This window comes from Streptomyces sp. NBC_01478 (assembly GCF_036227225.1).
Classification (GTDB): Bacteria; Actinomycetota; Actinomycetes; order Streptomycetales; family Streptomycetaceae; genus Streptomyces.
On record NZ_CP109444.1, the window covers coordinates 3,617,610 to 3,641,048 of the forward strand.

21 protein-coding genes are annotated in these 23,439 nt (G+C 71.5%); 11 read left to right on the top strand and 10 right to left on the bottom strand.

Annotated elements, in window-relative coordinates:
- The first annotated feature begins 268 nt into the window (after window positions 1–268).
- Together OG223_RS16290 and OG223_RS16295 are read left to right on the top strand one after the other, a co-directional pair.
- Window positions 269–1,744, top strand: a complete 1,476-nt coding sequence (locus OG223_RS16290; protein ID WP_329248460.1) for an ABC transporter permease — start codon at window positions 269–271, stop codon at window positions 1,742–1,744.
- A 133-nt stretch (window positions 1,745–1,877) separates the two neighbouring features.
- Window positions 1,878–2,615 (top strand): ABC transporter ATP-binding protein, encoded by a 738-nt coding sequence (locus tag OG223_RS16295; protein WP_329248463.1) that lies wholly within the window; start codon window positions 1,878–1,880, stop codon window positions 2,613–2,615.
- Window positions 2,616–2,643: 28 nt separating this feature from the next.
- Here the strand turns inward: OG223_RS16295 and OG223_RS16300 are convergent, their stop codons facing one another.
- On the bottom strand, window positions 2,644–3,633 hold the full coding sequence (locus tag OG223_RS16300; RefSeq protein WP_329248465.1) for an aldo/keto reductase: 990 nt from the start codon (window positions 3,631–3,633) through the stop codon (window positions 2,644–2,646).
- 94 nt (window positions 3,634–3,727) lie between these two features.
- The gene (locus tag OG223_RS16305; protein WP_329248467.1) at window positions 3,728–4,054 is read right to left on the bottom strand and encodes a nuclear transport factor 2 family protein; all 327 of its coding nucleotides are present in this window, start codon (window positions 4,052–4,054) and stop codon (window positions 3,728–3,730) included.
- Between the two features lie 144 nt (window positions 4,055–4,198).
- Here OG223_RS16305 and OG223_RS16310 point away from each other — a divergent pair, with 144 nt between their 5' ends.
- From OG223_RS16310 to OG223_RS16330, 5 genes are all read left to right on the top strand, one after another.
- Entirely contained in the window at window positions 4,199–4,744 is a 546-nt protein-coding gene (locus tag OG223_RS16310; protein WP_329248469.1) for a DoxX family membrane protein, read from the top strand.
- 23 nt (window positions 4,745–4,767) lie between these two features.
- Window positions 4,768–5,160, top strand: a complete 393-nt coding sequence (locus OG223_RS16315; RefSeq protein WP_329248472.1) for a MazG-like family protein — start codon at window positions 4,768–4,770, stop codon at window positions 5,158–5,160.
- A 94-nt stretch (window positions 5,161–5,254) separates the two neighbouring features.
- Complete coding sequence (locus tag OG223_RS16320; protein ID WP_443073839.1) at window positions 5,255–6,613, top strand: hypothetical protein; 1,359 nt, start codon at window positions 5,255–5,257, stop codon at window positions 6,611–6,613.
- 170 nt (window positions 6,614–6,783) lie between these two features.
- On the top strand, window positions 6,784–7,662 hold the full coding sequence (locus tag OG223_RS16325) for an NAD(P)-dependent oxidoreductase (RefSeq protein ID WP_329248479.1): 879 nt from the start codon (window positions 6,784–6,786) through the stop codon (window positions 7,660–7,662).
- Window positions 7,663–7,777: 115 nt separating this feature from the next.
- The gene (locus tag OG223_RS16330; protein WP_329248481.1) at window positions 7,778–8,452 is read left to right on the top strand and encodes a DUF4232 domain-containing protein; all 675 of its coding nucleotides are present in this window, start codon (window positions 7,778–7,780) and stop codon (window positions 8,450–8,452) included.
- A 24-nt stretch (window positions 8,453–8,476) separates the two neighbouring features.
- Here OG223_RS16330 and OG223_RS16335 read toward each other — a convergent pair whose 3' ends face one another.
- The 6 genes from OG223_RS16335 to OG223_RS16360 all read right to left on the bottom strand — a co-directional run bounded on the left by OG223_RS16335 (window position 8,477) and on the right by OG223_RS16360 (window position 20,139).
- Window positions 8,477–9,079 (bottom strand): GTP-binding protein, encoded by a 603-nt coding sequence (locus OG223_RS16335; protein ID WP_329248484.1) that lies wholly within the window; start codon window positions 9,077–9,079, stop codon window positions 8,477–8,479.
- Window positions 9,060–9,434 (bottom strand): DUF742 domain-containing protein, encoded by a 375-nt coding sequence (locus OG223_RS16340; protein ID WP_329248487.1) that lies wholly within the window; start codon window positions 9,432–9,434, stop codon window positions 9,060–9,062. Before OG223_RS16340 ends, OG223_RS16335 begins: the two co-directional genes overlap by 20 nt.
- Window positions 9,431–9,868: a roadblock/LC7 domain-containing protein gene (locus OG223_RS16345; protein ID WP_329248490.1), complete on the bottom strand. Its 438-nt coding sequence runs from the start codon at window positions 9,866–9,868 to the stop codon at window positions 9,431–9,433. The genes OG223_RS16340 and OG223_RS16345 overlap by 4 nt, the downstream gene beginning before the upstream one ends.
- Entirely contained in the window at window positions 9,865–13,185 is a 3,321-nt protein-coding gene (locus OG223_RS16350) for a sensor histidine kinase (RefSeq protein ID WP_329248493.1), read from the bottom strand. The genes OG223_RS16345 and OG223_RS16350 overlap by 4 nt, the downstream gene beginning before the upstream one ends.
- Window positions 13,186–13,756: 571 nt before the next feature.
- A complete protein-coding gene (locus OG223_RS16355; protein WP_329248496.1) occupies window positions 13,757–15,529 on the bottom strand; it encodes a helix-turn-helix domain-containing protein in 1,773 nt (590 codons plus the stop codon).
- Window positions 15,530–16,056: 527 nt separating this feature from the next.
- The gene (locus tag OG223_RS16360) at window positions 16,057–20,139 is read right to left on the bottom strand and encodes an nSTAND1 domain-containing NTPase (RefSeq protein WP_329248499.1); all 4,083 of its coding nucleotides are present in this window, start codon (window positions 20,137–20,139) and stop codon (window positions 16,057–16,059) included.
- Between the two features lie 116 nt (window positions 20,140–20,255).
- Here OG223_RS16360 and OG223_RS16365 point away from each other — a divergent pair, with 116 nt between their 5' ends.
- Entirely contained in the window at window positions 20,256–20,576 is a 321-nt protein-coding gene (locus OG223_RS16365; RefSeq protein ID WP_329248501.1) for a hypothetical protein, read from the top strand.
- Between the two features lie 42 nt (window positions 20,577–20,618).
- Window positions 20,619–21,014, top strand: a complete 396-nt coding sequence (locus OG223_RS16370) for a hypothetical protein (RefSeq protein ID WP_329248506.1) — start codon at window positions 20,619–20,621, stop codon at window positions 21,012–21,014.
- A gap of 72 nt (window positions 21,015–21,086) precedes the next feature.
- On the opposite strand, the gene OG223_RS16375 is transcribed toward OG223_RS16370, so the two are convergent.
- Window positions 21,087–21,626 carry an AMIN-like domain-containing (lipo)protein gene (locus OG223_RS16375; protein ID WP_329248509.1) on the bottom strand — a complete coding sequence of 180 codons (540 nt, stop codon included), beginning with the start codon at window positions 21,624–21,626 and terminating at the stop codon, window positions 21,087–21,089.
- A 142-nt stretch (window positions 21,627–21,768) separates the two neighbouring features.
- Complete coding sequence (locus OG223_RS16380) at window positions 21,769–22,587, bottom strand: SAM-dependent methyltransferase (protein WP_329248513.1); 819 nt, start codon at window positions 22,585–22,587, stop codon at window positions 21,769–21,771.
- Window positions 22,588–22,825: 238 nt separating this feature from the next.
- Between OG223_RS16380 and OG223_RS16385 the strand changes: the two genes are divergently transcribed.
- Entirely contained in the window at window positions 22,826–23,098 is a 273-nt protein-coding gene (locus tag OG223_RS16385; protein ID WP_329248516.1) for a type II toxin-antitoxin system Phd/YefM family antitoxin, read from the top strand.
- Window positions 23,095–23,358, top strand: coding sequence for a Txe/YoeB family addiction module toxin (locus OG223_RS16390; RefSeq protein WP_329248518.1), 264 nt, complete (start codon window positions 23,095–23,097; stop codon window positions 23,356–23,358). The genes OG223_RS16385 and OG223_RS16390 overlap by 4 nt, the downstream gene beginning before the upstream one ends.
- The last annotated feature ends 81 nt before the right edge of the window (window positions 23,359–23,439 follow it).

Sequence of the window (23,439 nt, forward strand, 5' to 3'; positions counted from 1 at the left end):
ACCGTACAAAATCAGGGTCGGGCGGCGCACGGCGGGGTGGCGAAAAGGCGTCGTGGTGAGGGCACGGGAACCCATGTCAGCAGGCCATTGAACAGGGGTTTCCTGGCAGGAGACCCTCGACAGCTTAGGAATGAGCTGTCTGACAGAATTCTGATTTCGGGCGTCTTTTTCTCAGGCCAGACACATCCTTTACTCAGGTCGACTCAAAGGTTCCTCCATAGCTTGTGGCCGCGCCCACAGCGGGCGCCAAGAACCTTTGGGGAATGGGATGTTTGGCATCTATCTCAAGCGCGAGCTGAGCCGGCGCAAGAAGGCGGCCCTGGTCATCGCCATGGGTCTGGCGCTCGGTATCGCGCTGGTCATCACCGTCAACTCGGTGTCGGCCGGCATGAATCAGGCTCAGGACAAGGTCCTCAAGTCTCTTTACGGTCTCGGAACTGACATGACCGTGACCAAGGCGCAGTCGGCCCCCAAGGCCGGCAGCACTCAGGGTCCCAGCTTCAAGTTCGGCGCCACCTCCTCCAGCAGCACCTCGCAGAGCACGGACCGGGTGAACACGCAGGGCGGTCAGGTCCTCGCGTCCTCCCTGGTCACCAAGGTCGGCGCGCAGAAGGGCGTGTCCGCCGCGGTCGGCGCGCTCACGCTGAACGTCACCAAGGTCGACGGCTCCTTCACCCAGGGCAAGGCGAAGTCCTCCACCACCTCGGGTTCCTCGCAGCAGCAGGGCGGCCCCGGCGGCGGGACGGGCACCGGCTCCACCGGCCAGCCCCAGGTTCAGGGCGGCGGCGCCAACTTCAACGTGAACTCGTACTCGGTCGCCGGCATCGACGTCACCGACCAGACGCTCGGCCCGCTGTCCACGTCGAAGATCACCTCCGGCAAGACCTTCGCCACCGCGCAGACCAACGCGAAGGTCGCCGTCGTCAGCGCGTCGTACGCCAAGTCGAAGAAGTACAAGGTCGGTTCGACCTTCTCGATCTCCGGCACCAAGTTCACGGTCATCGGCATCGCGACGCCCAACAGCAGCGAGTCCACGGTCGACGTGTACCTGCCGCTGAAGCAGGCGCAGACGCTGGGCGACTCGAAGGACAAGGTCAGCACGATCTACGTCAAGGCGACCGACTCCAAGCAGATCTCGGCCGTCAAGACGACGATCCAGAAGAACATCTCGGGTACGACGGTCACCACCTCCGCCGATCTCGCGTCCACCGTGTCCGGTTCGCTGTCCACCGCCTCCAACCTGGCGACCAGCGTGGGCAAGTGGCTGTCGATCGCGGTCCTGATCGCCGCGTTCCTCGTGGCCGCGCTGCTGACCTCGTCGGCGGTGTCCCGCCGGGTGCGTGAGTTCGGCACGCTGAAGGCGCTCGGCTGGCCGAGCCGCAAGGTGACCCGGCAGGTCGTCGGCGAGTCCATGGTCAACGGTCTGATCGGCGGCGGTCTCGGTATCGCGCTCGGTCTCGCGGCGGCCTACACGGTCACCGCGATCAGCCCCAAGCTGACCGCGCAGCTCGGTTCCACCGGCGGTGGCGGCGGCCAGGGCGGCCCCGGCGGCGGTCAGGGCGGCGGCCCCGGCCAGCAGGCCACCCAGAACACCCTGGAGATCGCTCTGAACGCGCCGGTCTCGCTGACCACGATCGCCCTCGCGGTCGGCCTGGCCGTCACCGGCGGTCTGATCGCCGGCGCGATGGGCGGCTGGCGTGCCTCCCGGATGCGTCCGGCGGACGCGCTGCGCAGCGTGTCGTAGGACGGCGGCCGTCCGTGGTGCGGCCGCTGTCATAGGCCGCCGCACCCCCTGATCCGGGGCGCCGCCACCGTTCCCCCCGGGCGGCGGCGCCCCGCCCCTCTTCTTCACAGACGTTCTTCACGACGGAGATCCCATGTACAAGCTCACCGGCGTCACCAAGCGCTACTCGCGGGGCAAGGAGACGGTCGAGGCGCTGCGCGGCGTCGACCTCACGATCGAGGACGGCGACCAGCTCGTCATCCAGGGCCCCACCGGCGGCGGCAAGTCGACGCTGCTCCAGATGATCGGCGGCCTGGACCGCCCCTCCGAGGGCAGTGTCGAGCTGGACGGCGTCAACCTCGCCACCATCAGCGAGGCCAAGCTGACCCGGCTGCGCGCCGAGAAGATCGGCATCATCTTCCAGTCCTTCAACCTCATCCCGACGCTCACCGCGCAGGAGAACGTCGAGACGGCCCTGGTCCCGCTCGGCGTCAAGCCGGCCGAGCGCCGCGAGCGGGCGGCCGAGGCGCTGACCTCGGTCGGTCTCGGCGACCGCCTCAAGCACGCCCCCTCCGAACTCTCCGGCGGCCAGCAGCAGCGCGTCGCGATCGCCCGCGCGCTGGTGAAGAAGCCGAAGGTGCTCCTCGCCGACGAGCCCACCGGCAACCTCGACGAGGGCACCCGCGACGACATCATGGGCCTGCTCGAAGGCCTGTGGCACGAGTACGGGCTGACCTTCATCATGGTTACCCACGACTCGTCGATCGCCCGCCGCGCCCCGCGCCTGGCCACCATCAAGGCCGGCCAGATCACGCTGACCGAGCAGGGCCGCGGCAACGGCCAGTTCACCCCTCAGCAGCAGTACGCGGAACACGGCAACCAGGGTTACTGAGCCCACCTGTTCGTCCCGTCGGGGCCGTTCACCTGCCGAGCACGCGGTCGATCTCGACCAACTGCCCTGCGGTGAGCGGCCCCTTCGCGATCGCGCCCGCGTTCTGCTCCGCCTGCGCGACCGAGCGGAAGCCCGGGATCGGTACGGTGCGCGGGCTGCGGGCCCACAGCCAGCCGAGGGCGCCCTGGGCGGGGGTGCGGCCGTCGGAGGTGAGGATCTCGCGCAGGGCGTCGACGCGGGCGACGTAGTCCTCGTCGGCCCCGGCGCCCTGCTTGAAGCCCTGCATCCAGGCCGGGGGCGTGTTGCGGATGTCGCCGGCCTCCAACTCCCGTCCCGGCGCCTGCTTTCCGGTGAGCAGGCCCATGGCCAACGGGCTGCGGTTGATGCTGGCGAGGCCCAACTCCTCGCACAGGGCGAACATTTCAGGGGCGTCCTGCAACACGTTCGCCGCGTGCTGTACGGCCGCGCAGTGCTCCCCCTCGGCGAACACGGCGGCGCGTGCCGGGTCGTCGGTGCTCCAGGCGTAGGCGCGGATCAGCCCCTCGCGCACGAACTCCTCGCACTGGTCGCGGAGTTGGGCGGCGCGCTCGGGATCGGCGTCGGAGAGGTGGAGTTGGTACAGGTCGACGTGGTCGGTGTCGAGGCGCTTCAGCGACGCGGTGAGGGCGCGGCGGGCGTACTCCGGGGAGTCGTCGGAGCCGGTGAGGGTGCGGGTCTCCTCGTCGAAGACGTTGCCCCACTTGGTGGCGAGGACCACGTCGTCCCGGCGCTTGCCGAGGGCGCGGCCGAGGACGCGTTCGCTGTGCCCCGCGCCGTAGGTGTCGGCGGTGTCGAAGAAGGTCACCCCCAGGTCGAGGGCGCGGCGGACCGCCCGTACGGTCTCCTCGTCGTCGACCTTGCCCCAGCCGAGCGGCTGCCCGCTCGTGTCCTGCCACTCACCGCCGATGGCCCAGCAGCCGAAGCCGAGAGCGCTCACGTCGATGCCACTGCGTCCCAGGGTCCTGCTGTTCGTCTCCATGCCTGCGGACACTAGGAGTTGGAGCGCACTTCAGGGCAAGGGTTTTTACGTCGGGGCGACGCCTTTTACATCAGGGCGATGTTCTTTACGACGGTCAGGCCTGCCCGGTCTCGAAGCGGGCGATCCTGCCGTCCTCGCCGACCGTGAAGCTCCACCGGGTGCGCATCTCGCCCCACGCGTCGTTGGAGTAGTTGGCGACGAGAGCGCGGCCGCCGTTCGACTCGCGTTCCACTTCCATGTGGCCGTGGGAGGAGAAGATCTCCCGGTCGATCCAGTCGGTGAGGTCACGGTCGGAGCCGTCGTCCGCCATCGTCGCGTCCGGCGTGAGAAGGGCCAGGAACGCCTCGCGGTCATGGGCGTTGACGGCGCCGACGAAGGCCCGGACGGCCGGATCGCTGAGTTTGGCCGGTTGAATCGTCATGCCGGTCAGACTCACACCGTTCCCCGGGGGCCGCCACCCGAACGGCGGTCTGCGCAGGCCCGCCGCGGGCCGGAGGTGCGACGGTGGAGGGACGTCGGGGGGCACCGCAGGGGTCCGTCCCCGCCGTCCGTCCAGGGAGTCACCGTGACCTGTTACGACCGACAAGATCTGGGGCTGCTGCTGCTCCGGCTGGGTACCGGCGGCGTGCTGGCCGCGCACGGTTCGCAGAAGCTGCTCGGCTGGTTCGGCGGCGCCGGGATCGAGGGCACCGGCGCGGCCATGGAGGCGATGGGCTACTCCCCCGGCAGGCAGAGCGCCACGATGGCGGGCCTCGCGGAGGCGGGCGGCGGCGCGCTCCTCGCACTGGGGCTCGCGACCCCGGCGGCGGGCGCGGCGGCGGCCGGCGCGATGGCGGGAGCCACCGCCGTGCACGCGCCCAACGGCTTCTTCGCGGCGGCCGGCGGTTACGAGTACGCGGCCTCCCTCGCCCTGACCGCGGCCGGCCTCGCGGTCACCGGCCCGGGCCGGCTCTCCCTGGACCACGCGCTCGGCCACGCGGTGAACCGGGGCTGGATGGTCCCGGTGGCGCTCGCGGTGACGGGGGCGGCGACGGCCGTGGTGGTGGGCCTGCGGAACAGGCGGGTGCGGGAGGCTGCGGAGTTCGGGCAGGAGACGCTGTTCGACGAGTAGGGACCTGATGGCAGGCTGGGGCCATGAGTGATCAGAAGGACCAGCCCACCGGGCTCTGGACCGGTATCGAGGACCTCTGGACCTGGGTGGACACGAACCGTCCCCTCGACGGCCGGGAGGGCCTGCTCCTCCGCATCCTGAAACTGTCCGAGGAGGTCGGCGAGGTCGCCGAGGCCGTGATCGGCGCGACCGGTCAGAACCCGCGCAAGGGCGTCACCCACACCTGGGACGACGTCCAGGCCGAACTCTGCGACGTCGTCATCACCGCGCTGGTGGCGCTGCGCACCCTGACCCCCGACACGCAGGAGGTCTTCACCCGCCACCTGACCCGGGTCATGGACCGCTCCCTCGGCCCGTCGGCAGTTGTTCACCCCCAGGACCTGCCCACACCCCGCGGAGTTGATGAGATCCGCTGAACCTTCTCGTCGACACCGAGCCGACGAAGGGGTCCCAGTGCAGGACTACGTTTTCCCCGACGGAGTTTTCTCCAGTGGGCGCAGGACGGTCGCCGTGGCGGGCACCTGCCTCGCCCTCGCCGCCGCCGGCCTGGGCCTCAACACCCAGGCGCACGCGGCGAGTTACGGCACACCGACCATCTCCCTTTCGGCCACGTACCTGTCGGGCGCGGTGGGTGGGGTCGGTGATCCGGCGGTCCAGGTGACGGTCGCTCAGAGCGGCGCGGACGTCGGCGCGTTGACGGTCGCGGCGAGCAAGAGCAGCAAGACGTCCGTGGCGCCGACGAGCGCGGTGACCGTCACCGGCACCGGCGCGACCCGTCAACTCGCCGTCGCGGCGGCCGCGCAGGGCTACACCGACCTGACGGTGAAGGTCACGGGACTCGGCGGCAAGACGGCCACCAAGACCCTGCACTACGCGGCCTCCGCCTCCGTCCAACAGCCCACCGACACGCGCTACTTCACCGGTTCCAGCGACGCCTCCGCCGCGGTCGACGTGGGCGGCGGCTATGTCGTCGTAGCGGATGACGAGTCCAACGTCCTTCGCCTGTACGACCGTTCGGCGTCCGGGGCGCCGGTGAAGACCTGGGACTTCAGCGACGACATCGGCGTCGACAAGGAGATCGACATCGAGGGCGCGGCCCGCGTCGGCGACACGATCTACTGGACCGGCTCGCTGGGCAACAACAAGGACGGCGAGTACAAGGCGGCCCGGAACACGGTCTTCACCACGAAGGTGACCGGTACGGGCGCCAACACGGGGCTCTCCTACGGCAGTTCGTACGGCAAGCTGCGCGACAACCTGGTGGCGTGGGACAAGGCGAACGGCAACCGGTACGGGTTCGCGGCGGGTACGGCGGACGGTGAAGTGCCCAAGGAGATCGACGGATTCAACGTGGAGGGCCTGGAGTTCGCGCCGGGCTCGACGACGACGGCGTACCTCGGTTTCCGAGCACCCCTCGCCCCCGCGGTGGCGGGCGGCAAGGCGCTCCTCGTCCCGGTCACCAACATCGACAAGGTGGTCGCGAACGGCACCGCCGCGACTTTCGGCACGCCGATCGAGCTGGACCTCGGGGGCCTCTCGGTGCGCGACATCCGCAAGAACGCGGCGAACCAGTATCTGATCGTCGCCGGTTCCTGGGCCGCCGACGACAACTCCGACCCGTACGCCCTCTACTCCTGGACCGGCAACGCCGCCGACCAGCCGGTCAAGCTGCGCGACCTGCCGACCACGGACCCGGGCGCCTGGGAGGCGGTCGTCGACGTACCGGACCTGACGGTCGCGGGCGCCCGCGCCCAGTTGATCACCGACGACGGCGCGGCCGACCTGTACGACGACGGCACCGAGGCGAAGGATCTCACCCACGAGGAGTGGCAGAAGTCCCGCTCGACTTGGTTCACGGTGACCGGCTGACGGACGGCGGGTCACGGGGCGGCGGGTGCCGCACGCCCCGCCCAAAGCCGACAGGTGCCGCGCGCGCCGCCCAAAGCCGAGGGGTGCCGCCGCGCCCTGCCGGGAGGCTAGGCGCGCGGCGCCCTGGCACCCTGGTCCTCGACAACACCGTCGAGGACGAAAGCCGAGTCATGACCTCCGAAAAGCTCACCGTAGGCGTCCTGGGCACCGGCATCATGGGCGCCGCGATGGCCCGCAATCTCGCCCGGGCCGGGCACGCCGTCCGCGCCTGGAACCGGACCCGTGCCAAGGCCGACCCGCTGTCCGCCGACGGCGCGCACGTCACCGACACGGTGGCGGAGGCCGTGCGCGACGCGGATGTGATCCTCACGATGCTCTACGACGGCGACACCGTCCTGGAGGTGATGCGCGAGGCCGCCCCCGCCCTGCGCCCCGGCGCCGCGTGGATCCAGTCGACGACCTCGGGCCTCGAATCGGTCGCCGAACTGGCCGAGTTCGCGAACCGCCACGACCTCGTCTTCTACGACGCCCCCGTCCTCGGCACCCGCCAGCCCGCCGAGGCGGGCCAGTTGACGGTCCTGGCGGCGGGCCCGGAGAGTGGCCGCGCGGCGGTGACCCCGGTGTTCGACGCGGTCGGCGCCCGCACGATGTGGGTGGGCGAGGAGGGCGCCGCGGCGACGGCGACCCGGCTGAAGCTGGTCGCCAACAGTTGGGTGCTGGCCGTGACGAACGCGGCGGGCGAGGCGCTGGCCCTGTCCAAGGCCCTGGACGTGAACCCCCAGAGCTTCCTCGACCTCATCGCGGGCGGCCCTCTCGACATGGGTTATCTGCACGCCAAGTCGGCCGCGATCCTGGGCGGCCAACTGACTCCGGCGAGTTTCGCGGTCACGACGGCGGAGAAGGACGCCCGGCTGATCGTGCAGGCGGGCGCGGCCAACGGCGTACGGCTGGATGTTGCGGCGGCGGGCGCGGAGCGGTTCGCGCGGGCGGCGGCGCAGGGGCACGGCGACGAGGACATGGCTGCGGCCTACTTCGCCAGCTTCGACTGAGCGTAACCATTGCGTCACAGCACGTACGTGGGTGAAACCCCGGGTGCGACGGACCTGTCTCTCTCCGCGAATGCCGGTGAGAGCCGGTCCGTACGCGGCAAGTTCGGGGGACGTCATGCAGAAGAACAGCATCCGTGGGGGCGTGGTGGCGCTGGCCATGGTGTCGGCGGCGGTGTTCGTGGTGACGGGGTGCCAACCGGGCGACACCGACACCGGCGCCGGGTCCCCTGTTTCCTCCGGGTCCACGGGATCCACCGGGGCCACGGGATCTTCCGGGTCTACGGGATCCACCGGGTCCCCGAGCGCGTCCGTGCCCACGGGCTCGGGGGTACCCACGAGCTCGGCGGTGACGACCTGCGCGGCCGACTCCCTGAAGGCGAGCGCCTATCAGGCCGCCGACCGCCCGCAGGGCACCGGCACCGGGGCGGCGATCGTGCAGTTCACCAACACCGCCACCAAGCCCTGCGTTCTCCAGGGTCACCCCACGGTCGCCGGCGCGGCGAACGGCTCCCCGGAGCTCAACGTCCCCCTCCAGGTCACCCCCGTCGGCTCCGCCTCTCCCGTGCGACTCGCCCCGGGCGGCCGGGCCTGGCTGAAGCTGACCTTCGTGCAGGTGCAGGGCGAGGGGGACGGCTACTGCGCGTCCGGTTCGGCGCCGGTGATCTACCCGACGATGGTGATCGGGCTGCCCGGCGCCGGGGCACACCAAGTCGCGCTGGACGACGGGCAGTTCGCGGAGTGCGACGGCACGCTGACCGCGACGGCCGTATCGGCGACGAAGCCTTCCTGACCGTAGGGCTGCCTGGTCGTACGGCTATGCCGACGCCTCCGCCGCCAGCCCCCGCATGACGTGTTCGAGCAGGGCGAGCAGCACCGTCTTCACCGACTCCCGGTCGCGGGCGTCGCAGAGGACGAGCGGTATGTCGGGGGCGAGGTCGAGTGCGGTGCGGATCTCCTCGGGGTCCTCTTCGCAGACGCCGTTGAAGCAGTTGACGCCGACGGCGAAGGGGATGCCGCGGTGCTCGAAGAAGTCGACGGAGGGGAAGCAGTTCTCCAGTCGCCGGGTGTCGGCGAGGACGACCGCGCCGAGCGCGCCGCGGGACAGGTCGTCCCACATGAACCAGAACCGGTCCTGCCCGGGGGCCCCGAAGAGATAGACCACGAGGGCCGAACTGAGCGTGATCCGGCCGAAGTCCATGGCGACGGTCGTCGTGGTCTTCTGCTCCACCCCGGCGAGGTTGTCGACACCGACGCTGGCCTCGGTGATGAGTTCCTCGGTCCGCAGGGGCGTGGTCTCGCTGATCGCGCCGACGAGGGTGGTCTTGCCGACGCCGAAGCCGCCCGCGACGAGGATCTTGGCCGTGGCGGCGTTGGGCGCGACCGTGGTGGAGCGGCGGTCAGATTCTACGAATGCCATCGATCACTGCCTGGAGGAAACGGGCGTCGGGGGTACCGGCCGCGGCGGGCGGGGAGACGGAGACGAGTTCGTTGTCCAGGAGGTCATCGAGGAGCACCCGGATGACCGCGACGGGCTGGTCGAGCCGGGCGGCGACCTCCACCAGCGCGGTGGGTGTACGGCAGAGCGCGAGCAGCCGGTTCTGTTCGGGCTGGAGGCGCTGTTCGCGGGTCGGTGGCCGGACGGTGCTGATCAGGGTGATCAGTTCGATGCCGGAGTGGAAGGTCGGGGTGCGGCCGCCGGTGACCGTGTACGGACGGACGAGCAGCGCGGGGTCTTCGTCCTCCCACGGATCTTCCTCGGACCAATGTCTCATTCATGCTCACCCGCGAAGGGCGCACCGCTGTACTCCGGGAACCGGGGGGCCGCGCTGAGGAACTGCCCCACCTGCCGTACGACCATGGTCATCTCGTAGCCGACGTTGCCGACGTCCACCTGGGAGGTGGCGAGTACGGCGAGGCGGGCGCCGCCGCCGGCGGTGGTGACGAAGAGGAAGAGGTCGTCCATCTCGATGACGGTCTGCTGCACCCGGCCGCCGCCGAAGTGCCGGCTGGTGCCGAGCGCGAGCGAGTGAACTCCCGAGGAAATGGCGGCGAGTTGCTCGGCGTCGTCCTGCGCGAGCCGTTCGGAGGAGCCGACGAGCAGGCCGTCCTCCGACAGGACGATGGCGTGCAGGGTCTCGGGGATCCGCTCGATCAGGTTGTCCAGCAGCCAGGCCAGTCCGCCGTGCGTGGTGTTGGGCGCAGTCATGGGGTGTTCCTTGTCGGACGGGGACGGGTGGGCAACTGACGCCGCTCGGGCGGGGCCGTGTTCCAGGTGGGCGCGGGGGTTTCCGCTCGCGGTGCCGGGGGCCGGGGAGTTCCTTCTCGTGGCGACGCCGGCCTGGGGGCGTCGCCGCGCAGCGACGCGGGCCAGGCGGGCGCGGGCACTTCCTCCGCGCGGGCCCGACGGGTGCCGTCCCGCAACGCGGCCAGCATCGACCGCGCCTGCTCCGGCCGCCGCTCGGCCTCCCGCCCCGCCCCGTACTCCCCGTCCGCCTCCGACGGCCGCGCCCGCAACTGCGGCGCGAGATGCGCCTGCCGCACCCGCCGAGGAAGCCGACTGGATCCGCCGCCGGCACGGGCACCGGGGGAAGGGGCGGCCGGGTGGGCGTCTGAGGGCGATCCCGAGGCGGCACCCGAAACACGGGAGTGCGGGAAGGGGACGAGGCCGCGGGCGCCTGCGGGGGGTGCGTCGGCGCGGGGGCCTGCGGAGACGCCGGCATCACGGGCACCGGTGAAGGGGCCGCCCGCGCGGGAACCTGCGGGAAGTCCGTCCCCACGAGGGCCCGTAGGGGATCCGTCCGCACGGGGGCCTGCGGAAGCGCCGCCATCACGGGCACCGGCGAAGGGACCACCTGCACGGGGACCTGCCGAGGAGCCGGTCTCGCGCGAGTCCGCGAAGGGCCCGCCCTCGCGAGAGCCCCCGAACGGTCCCGCCTCGCGAGAATCCGCCGGGAATCCGGCAGCACTGCGGTCTGCCGAGGAGCCGCCGTCACGGGAGCCCGCGAAGGGACCACCTGCACGGGGACCTGCTGAGGACCCCGCCTCACGGGAATCCGCGAACGGTCCGGCCTCGCGCGAGTCGGCGAAGGAGCCGGCCGGATGAGCGTCCCCGGCGAGTCCGGCCGTACGGAAGTCCGAAGAGGACCCGGCCGTACGGAAGTCCGCAGACGCCCCGGACCCACGAGAGTCCGCCGAGGACCCGGTCTCACGTGAGTCCGCGAAAGGTGTTGTGTCGCCGGGGCCCGCAGAAGTCCTCGCCGAGGCGCCGGAGGTGGAGGTGGACTGGGTCTGCGGTCCGGGGCGGGTGCGGACGCGCATCGGCATTCCGCCGGCCGTCACCCCGCCGCGTCCCGAACCGGAGACCGGACCGGTCACCGAACCCGTGTCCGTCCCGGCAGCCGGGCCCCTGCCCGAGCCGTTGCCCGACCCTGAACCCTGCCCCTGTCCCTGCCCCGAACCCATCGTCAAACCGGTCACCGAACCCGAACCCGAGCCGGTTACCGCCCCCGTCGCCGACCCGGCGACCGAAGCCAGATGCCGTTCCGCCCTCGCGTCCAGCGTCGGTGGGAGTGTGTCCGCCGCCGGCTCCGTGAGGGCGTGCGGGAGGACCACGACCGCGAGGGAGCCGCCGTACGACGACGCCTGGAGGCTGGCAGTGACGCCGTGGCGTTGGGCGAGGTGGCCGACGGTGAAGAGGCCCAGGCGTGGGTCCTCGCCGAGGGTGGTGAAGCTGAAGTCCTTGGGGTGGTGCAGGAGTTCGTTGGCCGCCGCGTACTCGTCGGCCGACAGACCGAGCCCGCGGTCCTCGACCTCGATGGCGTACCCCTGCGCCACCGGCAGTGCCCGTACCCGGACTTCGGTGTGCGGAGGGGAGAACGTCACGCCGTTCTCGATGAGTTCGGCCATGAGGTGGATCGTGTCGCCGACCGCCGGTCCCAACACCGCGATCGGCGGCAGGGGTTCGACCACGACCCGGGCGTAGCCCTCGATCTCGGACACCGCGCTGCGCAGCAGGTCCGCGAGCGGCACCGCGTGCTTCCAACGGCGCCGGGGTGCCGCGCCGGACAGCACGGTGAGGCTCTCCGCGTTGCGCCGCATCCGGGTCGCGAGGTGGTCGACCCGGTAGAGATCGGAGAGGAGTTCGGGGTCCTGCTCCTTGCGCTCCATGGAGTCGATCACCGTGAGCTGCCGGTGCACGAGGAGCTGGATACGGCGCGACATGTTGTGGAACACCAGCCGCGCTCCCTCGCGCAGCGAGGCCTGTTCCAGCGCGACGCTCACGGCGGTCCGCTGGGCGCTGTTGAAGGCCTCCGCGACCTTGCCCAACTCGTCGGTGCCGAAGTCGAGTTCGGGCAGGTCGTCGAGTTCGGCCCGCTTGCCCTGGGTGCGCAGCCGGGTGATCAGTTCGGGCAGCCGTTCGTCGGCGAGTTCGAGCGTCGCCGTACGCAGCCGGGACATGCGGCCGAGGAGGGACCGGGCGATGCGCCAGGAGAGCAGGGCCACGGCGAGCACGGCCACCAGCGCGACCGCACTGCCGAGCATTGCCTTGACGAGCACCATGTGGGTCCGGTGCGCGGAGTCCTTGGTGACCTTGTCCAGGTACTGGCCCTCCACGGCCTGTACCGCGCCGGACACGCGCCCCGGGGCGGCGGCGCGGGCGGCCGGGACGGAGGGCACGGCGATCGTGCCGTCGTGCGCGGCGGACGCCGTACCGACGGTCTTCTCGAAGGCCGCCATGGCGGTCCAGTCCGAGCCGCTCATGGCCTTGCCCAACTGCGCGCCCAGGTCGGTGGGCAGGTAGGGCTCCACCTCGTTGGACAGCACGGAGTCCCGGACGGCCTCGGCATCCGCCAGCTCCGACCGTTCCTGGACGCTCAACTTCCCGGACCCGGCGACTCCGCCGAGGATCGCCTCCTCCTGCGTGAGCGCCTCCGCCCCGCGCAGGAACGCCAGGGCGTGGCCGGCGCCGGCCGCGGTGGCCGCGTCACCTGCGTCGAGGCTCAGCATGCCGAAGAGGTTCAGCACCGACGCCACGGCGTCGGAGTAGACGGTGTAGGCGTCCTGCCGGCTGGCCTTCCCGCCGTCGACCGCGGTCCGTTCGGTGGCCAGCCGGGTGAGCCGCTCCCGTACGGTGGTCAACTGGGCCCGGTACTGCGCCGATCCCTCACCGTCGGAAGCGGAATCCGCCTTGCGGAACCCGGCGAGTACGGCGTCCGTCCGGCGCCGCTGCGCCTCAAGGGCGGTGGAGCTACCGTGCGAGGCCAACAGACTGATCGTCAGCTGCCGTTCCTTCTGGAACTCGCCGACCGCCGGCACCAGGGCGTACGTGGTCTTCGCCGCCTGCCCGACGCTGTTGGCGTTGTGCCACTGGTCGAAGAGCGCGTACGAACCACTGACCCACAGCAGGACCATCGCCGTCGCCGGCACCACCGCGAGCGTGATGAGCGAGGCGCGGATACTGCGCCCCCGCCCGGCCTTCGTTCCCGCCTCCGGCTGTGCGGGCGTACCCCGATGTCGGCTCACCTCGCCCACCGGCACCCGACGGCACGGCAGGGAATAGGAGCTGCGGTGAAGAACTGCGACACCGGCGTATTTCCTTTCCGGGGTGGCGCGCGACATATCCAGACGGGCAGCCGGACACGTCAACACGCCTGCACACACTGGGGAGTTGACGGCGCAGCACGCCAGGAATGCCAAAAACACCCTGCGGATTCACGACGGGCGCCCGAGCCCCCCGCGCAGTTGGTGAGTTATGAAACCGAGCCATCCGATCGGGGTCAAGGGACCCCACAAACCCCGTCAGGCGCACAGGTTTAGGCCACTCGGAACACTATGCGCGTAGATAGTTCGGCCGCACCCTCGCCGATTCCTTGGCCACGAAGACGTTTTGGCTGATTACACAGGGTGAGGCGAGGGGTAGAGGGCGGTTCGGGTGACATCGGGGGTGCCGGGAGGGCGCCGGAACCAGATCCCCAACACCCGAATAGATGTGACCTAGTTCACAGCATAAACACGGCCCATGCACACCAACTCCATCAACCTCCGGGGGCGTTGGGCGGGCGCCGAAACAAGCGCCCCGCCCTCGCCCCCGCCCTCACGCCCGCCCCGGCGCCTCCAGCAACGCCAGGCTCTGCCCCCCGAGCCACGTCATCCCGTACGTCTCCGCCCCCCGCGCCGCCTCCTGCAGCAGCCGTACCGCGTGCGGATCGCTCCCCGGGCCGCCCACGCGGCGCAGGGCGCGGGCCTGGGCCAGGCGGAGGCGGGCGAGTTCCGGCTGGGAGGAACGGGCCGGGACCGCCCCCTGGCGGAAGTGATCGAGGGCGGTCTCCGGCTCGCCCGCGGCCAGCGCGAGGACACCGCAGGCCCGGGCGGTCGGGCCGACGAGGACCGTGGGCCAGCCGCCCAGGGCGATCTGCTCGCCGTCGTGCGGCGCGAGGCGGGCACGGAGCACGGGCAGCACCCCCGCCAGCTCCGTCTCGAATCCGCCCTGGAGGTCCAGTGCCGCGCAGACCTCCGCCAGCAGGACGAGCGCGGGCACCGCCCAGCCCGACGGCGGGAACCGGTCGACGTCGGCGACGCAGCCCAGGAACAGGTCCGCCCCCTCGGCGTACTGCCCCGTCTCGCACAGGGCGAGGGCCAGCCCCGCCCGCCAGACCGGGAAGTAGGAGTGCCGCTCGACGTCGCCGGCCAGGTCGGAGGTGAACAGCTCGGCCAGCCGGCCCTGCTGCCTCAGCAGCCAGTAGGCCTGGCCGAGGCGGGTCTGGGTGAGGTTGTCCGCGGGCACGGCGTAGTCGGCGCGGAGCAGTTCGATGAACTTCAGCGACTCCACGAAGATCCACTGGGCGGCGGCGTCGAACCGGCCGTGCCACAGGTCGAGGAGGGCGTCGAGGGTGTGCCGCTGCCAGAGCGCGAGGGCGCTGTGGGTGTCCGCGGCGTGCTTGCGGTACTGGTTCGCGGTGGCGAGGGCGCTGAAGATCCTGCCGTTGCGCAGTTGGTCGATGGCCACGGCCATGAGGGCCTCACCGCGGAAGTGCGGCGAGTCGTGCCGGGCCGCGGCCTCGCGCAGTCGCTCGGAGAGCGTCAACGACTCGGGGGCCGGCATGAAGTCGTAGCGTGCCCAGCGGCACTCGGTGAGGACTTCACAGCGCACCTCGTCGTCGCCCTCGTCCGGTAATCGGCGCAGTGTGTCCTCGGCCAACCGCGCTCCCTCGGCGGGTCCGGCGAGTCCCGCCGCGGTGTCCTGGCTGACCGCGAGGGCCATCTTCTTCGCCAGATGCGCTTCGAGCCGCAGCCGCAGCCCCGCGGCCTCGGCGCCGCCGTCGCCGTCCAGCGCGGCCAGGCACCCGCGGATCGACTGGATCAGCTCACGGTCGACCTGTCCGGGATCGGACCAGCGGCGGGCCATCCTGATCACGGCCTCGGCCTGCGCCCGCGGGTCGCCCTCGGCGCTGCGGTACGCGGCCGTGTAGTGCCGTTCGGCCTCCCGCATCTCGCCCGCGGTATGGCTGAGGTCGCCCCGCCTGAGCAGCCGCCGGAACTCGGCGCGGTCCTGCCCGACCGCCCAACGCCCGTCCTTCTCAGGTGACTTGACCGCCCCGGGCGACCCCTCACCCGCCCCGCCCCGAACCGCTTTCGGTACGGCCTCGGAGCCGGGCGGCGGTGCCAGCCCGACCAGCGCTCCCTTGGCGCCCAGCACCTCGTCGCAGAGCTGGGCCAACTCCAGGGACGCCCTGCGGCGCCCGGTCTCCACACGGCTCAGAAAGCTGCGGCTGCAGTACACCTTGCCGGCCAGCTCACTCAGCGACATGCCGGCCGCGATGCGGCGCCGGCGTAACTCGGCGCCGAACCCGTCGTGCTCGATGACCATCCCCCCAACAACACACCACCCGAGCGGTGTTGCCAATTACCCGCTGGCAACACCCGACCCCTCCGGACCGGCCCGAAGACCGGGGAAGCTGTCTGTGCCGGAGCCTACGGGCACGGGGGCACGCCCCATGGGGGAACGGGCGCACTCATCATGCCTTCGGGCGAACCCGGGGCGCGTGCTGCGGTCGATATGCCGGGGACACTCGACCGCAGCACATCCGGCGCCGATTCCCCCCGTACGGGACGGGGGCACCGAAGAGCTGAACGACGACGGGGAATGGGGGGGTCCACGGTCCGGGGCGCGCGGGGGGCGCTCCGGACCCCGGATCGCCACCGACAGGGCCCCGGACCCCGATTTGGCTCTTCGGCACGACGATCTCCGTTCCCTGCGGCGGTGTCCTCGCGGCGGGTCACATCGGCGGGCCGCAGCCCAGCCCTGGCCCCACCGGCCACCGCCCGCCTCTCGACCGCCCGCGTCCGCACCCGTCGCAACTCATCGGCGGCGGCCTGAGGGTCGTAGGGCATCCGTCACCTGGCGCACAGCCTCCGGTACGGCAGGTTCGGGAGGTAGGTGTGCCACTGGGTCCTGGTCAGTTCGGCGTCGCTCGTGCGGGTGCAGATCAGCGGGACCGCGCGGGCCGGGTCGACGGTGTAGTGCTGGAGGGGGACGTGGCGGCCGGCGGCGTAGAGGGTGGTGCTGTCGGCGCTGAAGGCGAGGGAGTCGATGGCGTCGCCGGGGGTGGGCAGGGGGTCGCCGAGGGGTTGTGCGGTGGTGGTGTCCCAGAGCTGGAGGGTGCCGGTGTCGCCGCCGACGGCGAGGGTGCGGCCGTCGGGGCTGAGCGCGAGGGCGCTGACCGACTCGGGGTGGTCGCCGAGGGGGGCCGGGAAGACGTTGCGGAGCACGCCGGTCCGGTGTCGGCCGGTCCCGTCCCACAGGGTGACCCGGCCGGTGTCGTCGCCGACCGCCAGGCGGGAGCCGTCGGGCGCGAAGGCGAGGGCGCCGATCTCGCCGCCCTGGGCGAGGTCGGACACGTCGACCGTGCCGGAGGGCGGCCGCAGGACACGGTCGTCGCCGACGAGGAGCCGTCCGTCGGGCCGTACGGCCAGATGATCGCCCGGTGTCGGGAAGGCGGCGGTCCGCCGGTGGCGTCCGGTGTCCCAGGCCTCCGTCCTCAAGTCGCGGAGGACGGGGGCGCGAACGGCGTACAGGGTGCGGGAGCCGGGGCCGAGGGCGAGGCTGACGACGGCGGCCCCGTCCCGGGACGACGGTGAGGCCAGGTCGAGGGTGGTCCGTGCGCGGTCGCGGGTCAGGTCCCAGAGCGTGACGGGCTGGGCGGTGGTGGTCCGGCCGGGGGCGGAGACGCCGTAGGCGAGTGTGCGGCCGTCGGGGCTGAACGCGAGCAGGGGCAGTGTGTAGGCGGGTTCGACCGGTTCGGCGGGGTCGCTGGAGACGGGCGCGGGTGGAGCGGGGAGGGTGTGCGTGACGCGGCCGGTGGCGGTGGCGCGGAGCCGGATGCGGTAGCCGGCGCCGGTGCGTTCCGCGGTGGCGAGGGTACGGCCGTCGGGGCTGAGCAGGACGTCGTCGTCGGGGTGGTCGCGCCAGGACGTGGTGGTGGCCGCGGCGACGTCGAGGGTGTGGACGGTGCCGGCTTCGAGGTAGCGCAGGCGGGGGTGGTCGGGGTCCCAGGCGAGGGCGCCGGGGGCGAGGACCTGGTTGTTCAGGGCGTGGCGGAAGACGGGTGCGGAGGTGTCGGACAGCCGCCACACCTTGATCTCGTCGTTGTCGACCGTGGCGAGGAAGGCACCGTCCGGGCTGAACGCGGCGGACTCGACGTCCGGGGCGTCGAACTGGGCGACCTGACGCCCGGATGCCGTGTCCCAGACATCCACCCCGCTGTCGCCGACAACGGCGAACCGTCCGCCGCCACCACCGCCTCCGAACACCACGGACGAACGGTCGTCGTCGTGGCAGAGGACACCGGCCTTCTCCCAGGCGCCGGTCAGTGTGCGATGGTGCGCGAGGTCCCAGACCTGCGGGGCATGCCCGGTGGGGCAGACGGCGGCGAGCCGCCCGTCCGAACTCTGCGCCAGGTCGGCCGAGTTGGGAGCCCGGGCAGACAGCAGCACCCGACCGCCGGCAGCGGAGCGCAGCCGCACCCGGTCGTCGTCGGCATCGCTCTCCACGAAACCGTGGGCACCGAGGTCCACGATGTCGACCGTCGCCCCCGCGGTGTCACCGGTCCGCCACCGCCCGGCGACCGCGTCCCACAACCTGATCCGGTCCGGGCCGCTCTCCTCATAGACCGCGAACAGCCGTCCGTCCGGCGAGACCGAGGTGACCCGTCCGACGGGCAGCCGGCCCGAGGCGGTACGGCGGCGGGTGGCCACGTTCCAGGTCCGCCAGGTGCGGCCGTCGACGCCGAGCAGGGTACGACCGGAGTCGACGAGGAAGCGCGCGGAACTGTCCCCGGACTCGGTGTCCGGCTCGGGCTCGGGATCGGGATCGGGATCGGTGAAACTGTCCGTCTCCGGTTGCGCGAGGGAGCCGAGCAACGCGCGCCGGGTCTCGGGCAGTTGGGCGGTGCGCCAGGCGGCGAGACCGAGGAGCTGAGCGGTGCGCGGCTCGGTGGTGCGCAGGGAGTCGGCGACCTCGGCGACCCGGCGGGCCGTATCGTCCGTGCTCTTGCGCAGGCTGTCACGGTGCTGCTCCCAGGCGACCACACCGGCGACCAGCGCCACCACCAGCACCGCGGAGAGCATCGCCACCAGGGCCCGCCCCCGGCGCACGGTCCGCACCCCGGCCCGGTGTTCCGCGTCCCGCGCCTCGAACGCGGCGACGAGGAAGGCCCGTTCGGGTGTGGTGAGCGCGGGATCGTCGACGTACCCGGGAAACAACTCCTCGGCCCGGCGCAGGCCGGCGCCCCGGTACAGGGCACCGGGATCCCGGTCGTGCTCCAGCCAGACCCGGGCGGCCTCCGCCAACCGCCGGTGCTGCAACAGCCGTTCCCGATCCTCCTCGACCCAGTCCCGCAGCCGCGGCCAACAGGTGATCAGCGCCTCGTGGGCGAGGTGCACCCCGTCCTCGTCACTGGTGAGCAGCCGGGCACGGGTGAGCGTGTCGAGGACCAACGGGAGTGCGGGGTCCGGCCAGTTGGTGAGTTCGGTGTGGGGCAGGGGGCGGCGGGTGTCGGGGGTGGGTGCGGGTGAGGCCACCCGGCCGCCGAGTCCCCCGCGGGACGGCGAACGCCGAGGATCCGGAACGTACGTCAACGGGTCCACCCCGTCGGCGAGTTCGGCATCAGACGACGAACGCCGGGCATCGGAGACTCCCGCCGACGAACGCCGCGCACCAAGCGCACCCGCCAACAGGCCCACCCCACCGGCAGGTTCGGCATCAACCGACGAACGCCCCGCATCCGAGACGCCCGCCGGCAACCCCACCCGGTCACCCGCATCCGCCCGAGCCGGTGGCCGCCAGGCACCGGACGCGTCCCGCCCCGGTTCGACCATCCGCAGCAGCACCTGCCGGGCGGTGCGCGCCTCCGGTTCGGACAGGTTGCCGTAGGCCTCCTCGGCGGTTGCCGCGATCGCGCCGTGTACTCCGCCTACCGCCTCGTACGCGGCCAGGGTCAGCATCCGGCTGCGGCGGCGGCGCCAGGTCTCCAGCAGGGCGTGCGAGAGCATCGGCAGGCCGCCGGGCTCGCCCAGCACCTCCTCGACGAGCCGTGCGGTCAACTCCCGTTCCACGATGAGCCCGGCGGCCTGTGCGGGCCTGACCACGACATCCCGCAGCTCCTCCGCGCTCATCGGCCCGACCAGCATCGCGGCCCCGCACAGCGCGTGCGCCAGTTCCCGGTGCTCGGCACAGCGCGGATAGAAGTCGGCGCGTACGGCGATGAGCACCTTCAGCCGGCTGCCGGGCTCGCGGGCGGTGAGCAACAGGTCGATGAACCGGGCCCGTTCGGCCTCGTCCCGGCAGAGCGTGAAGACCTCCTCGAACTGGTCCACGATCACGTAACTGTCCGGCTCGCCCTCCGCCGGTGCCAGCAGATGACCGTACGTCCGGACCGGCCGGGCCCCCGGGGTGAACACCCGCAGCGCCGCCGGACGCCCCCGGCGCGCGATCTCGTCCTGGAGCCTGGGGATCAACCCGGCCCGCACCAACGACGACTTGCCGCTCCCGGAGGCCCCGAACAGCACCGCGAACCGGTGCCCGCACACCAGCTCGCTCAGCTCCCCGATCAGCCGGTCCCGCCCGAAGAACACCTCCCGGTCCCCCGGCTCGAACCGCATGAGCCCCCGGTACGGCGACACCTCGTCCTCGTCGTCGTCCCGTGGCGCGCGGGCCGTCTCCGCCTCGGCCGCCGCCCAGCGCGACTCCCACTCCCCCGGGTCGCCCCCGCACGCCCGCACATATCCCTGAAGCACCGCGAGCGACGGCAGCCGTTCCCCACCGGCCGCCCGTGACAACGTTGCCGCCGTGAATCCCGCCGCGTCGGCCATGGCCCGGTACGACGGACCGCCTGCGGCCCGACGCAGCTCACGCAGCTCATGAGCAAGCCGCTGCACGGGACCCGCGTCCCGGTCCACCGGTATTTCAGGGCGCCCCACAGGCCCACCCACTTCCACGCAAGCTCCGCACAGCGGATGAAAGCAACGATCAACGCCGATCAACATATGTTCTTCGCCGATCGGACGTCACGCGGTTCCCGGCGGACGGAGCCGTGATGACCGTCACTCGGCGTTCCCGGACAGCCCGACCGAACCTCGGAGTACTGCGGTTCGTCCGCCGGCGCGCGCATCCGATGAACGTCGACGAGGCGGTCGGCGAGACGTTCCTCGCCGCGTTCCGCCGCCCGCTGGTACGGCGGCTCTCCTTCACGGCGGCCGGGGCGCTCGCGGCCGGCCTCGCGCTGGTCGCGGTGAACGGCGGTCTGCCCGGCATGGGCGGTTCGGGCCCGCTGTCCTCCTCGGAACCGGCGAGCTGGACCGGCACCGCCAAGAGCATGGACGTCGCCGCCGCGCGCGGTTCCGCCGCCGGAAAGTGATGCCTGGACGCGACGGACCCGAACGGCACCGGCGCCGAGCCGGTGATCAGCAACGCAGACCTGCGCGGGCAGGTCGCCTCGATGATCGTGACACGCGGCGACCGGTCCGCGTACTGCCTGGCAGGTTCGGACGGCGGCGTGGCGAAGGGCCTCTCCCCGGTGCGCGAACAGCCCGACGGACACATCGAGGTGGACACCCTGGGTGCCCCGGGCAGCGGCGACGAGGAGCTCAACTACGTGGTCGGCTGGGCGGGTTCGGACGTCGAGGGCATCACCGCACGGGACCACGGGCACACCACCGAGGCCACCATCCAGGACGGCCGCTTCACCGCCTGGTGGCCCCACGGCGACCCCGACGGCCTGCTCACCGGCACCTTCACCCTGCGCCTGGCCGACGGCTCGACGCACACGGTGAAGGGCCCGGGCCTGCTGGGCTGACGGCCCGGAGGACGAGACCTCCCGTCGAACCAGGTGGGGTCCGACGGGCGATCCGATCGTACGAGGCCACGGTCACCAGGTGTGCGCCACGTCCACCACGAGATGGTTGGCCGTCTGGAAGACCCGGAACGGCAGCCGGGCGCGGACACCGAGTCCGGCCTGGGTGTAGCCCTCGGAGCCGCCGACGACCTTGAACTCCCGGAAGGTCCGGTACCCGGTGACGTTGACGGACGGGAGCGCCGGGTAGGGCTGTCCGGTCGCCGGGTCGTAGCGCGAGGAGAACAGCGAGATCTCCAGGATGGCGCCGCCCTTGATCGGAACGACGATGTCGCTCGGGTCCTGGTGCAGTTCGTCGACGTAGCGGACCGAGTAGCCAATCGGGTCGGCCGCCGTGCCCTGGGCGTCGAAGACCAGCCGGTCGTAGCACTCGTGCTGTCCGACCCGCACGTCGACCAGCCGCCTGTTGGCGACCGAGCCACCGGTCTTGTCCAGGCTCCCCCACGTCACGGCGCAGTCCACGGCCGTCGGCGCGGCCACCGCCGGAACCGTGCCGGCCAGCAGGCCCCCGCCCGCCAGCGTCATCGCGGCCAGTGCAGTACCTATCCGTCGCATGACTACCCCCCGGTAGCTCGCCTAGGTGTGTGTCCTTTCAGACAGGCGGCCTTCCGGAAGGTTGTGCGCAGGGGAACAGTCCATCGCGGCGCAGCGGCCCGTCCAGCACCAACTGCCCCGCAGACCACGAGACTTCCTGCCGTTACGGCTTACGCGCAAGCCCACCGTGCTCGGCGACGACCTCCGGGACACCCGAACCGGGCTCCGGACGCCAATGGGTCACCGAGACGACACCGGGCTCGACAAGCTCCAGGCCGTCGAAGAACGCGGTGATCTCGTCGAGGGAGCGCAGGTTGTACGGAACGGCGCCGCTGCTGTTGTAGGCGTCCTGGGCCTGCTCGAAGACCGGGTCGATGCCGCGCGACCCGTCGTTGACGGAGAGGTAACTGCCCGAGGGCAGGGCCTCCATCAGCCGGGTGACGATGGAACGGGCCTGATCGTAGTCGGCGACATGCCCCAGGATGTTGCTGAGGATGAGCGCGGTGGGCCGGCCGAAGTCCAGCGTCTCGGCGGCGACTTCGAGAATGCGGTCCGGGTCCGTCACGTTGGCGTCGATGTAGGCGGTCGCGCCCTCCGCGGTGGAGTACAGCAGGGCGCGGGCGTGCGCGAGCACCATCGGATCGTTGTCGACGTAGACGATCCGCGCCTCGGGAGCGAGCCCCTGGGCGACCTGGTGGGTGTTCTGCGCGGTCGGAAGCCCGGTACCGACGTCCAGGAACTGCCGGATGCCCGCCTCGGAGACGAGATACGCGATATTGCGCCGCAGGAAGCCACGGCTGGACCGGGCAATGGCGACGATCCCGGGAAACACCTCGGTGTACGCGTCACCGGCCGCCTCGTCGACGGGGTAGTTGTCCTTGCCGCCGAGCCAGTAGTTCCAGATACGGGCGGAGTGCGGCACCGACGTGTCGATCTTCTGCTGCTGCTCCGCCGGCTCGGGCGTCGGCACAGGGTCGCTCATGAGTCGTGTACGTCCTTCAACCGGGGCGGGGATCAAGGGGGATCATTCGCGGCACATCCTAGGGGCCAACTCCCTTGGCTGGCGCGCTAGTCCGTGTCTTTCGACTGGTGTGCTGGTCATGGGACTCGGGCGGTTCGTTCAGCGAAAACGCATACCCCGGGCCACCTCTCTAAGCGGTACGAATTTCCGTACCAGTCCGGTACGATATTAGGTACCACTCCGCGAGAGGATGTGTGCCATGACCATTACCGCCAGCGAGGCGCGCAAGGAACTCTTCCCCCTGATCAAGAAGGTCAACGACGACCACGCACCGGTACGGATTCACTCCAAGAACGGCGACGCCATCCTCATGTCGGCAGAGGACTACGACGCCTGGCAGGAGACCATCTACCTCCTGCGCTCACCGGCCAACGCCCGCCGCCTCATGGAAGCCGTCGCCCGCGACCGTGCGGGCCAGACGGGGGTCACCAAGACCCTGGAGGAGCTCCAGGAACTGGCCGGTGACGAGTGAGGGACGTCAACTTCGACCCAGCCGCCTGGGACGACTTCCAGCACTGGCTTGCGACCGACCGCAAGATGGTGCGCCGCATCGTCCGCCTGATCGGCGAGATCCAGCGCGATCCGTTCAACGGCATCGGCAAGCCCGAACCGCTGAAGGGGGACCTCTCCGGCTACTGGTCGCGCCGCATCGACGACGAACACCGTCTCGTCTACCGAGCCGACAACAAAGAGGTCAAGATCCTCAAGGCTCGTTACCACTACAGCGACTAGGCCGGCCAGGGCACCCGCCCAGCGGTCCTGCCGCCCTACGGCGGCACACAATTGCTGATACGCGAGCAAGGCGCAGCAGTC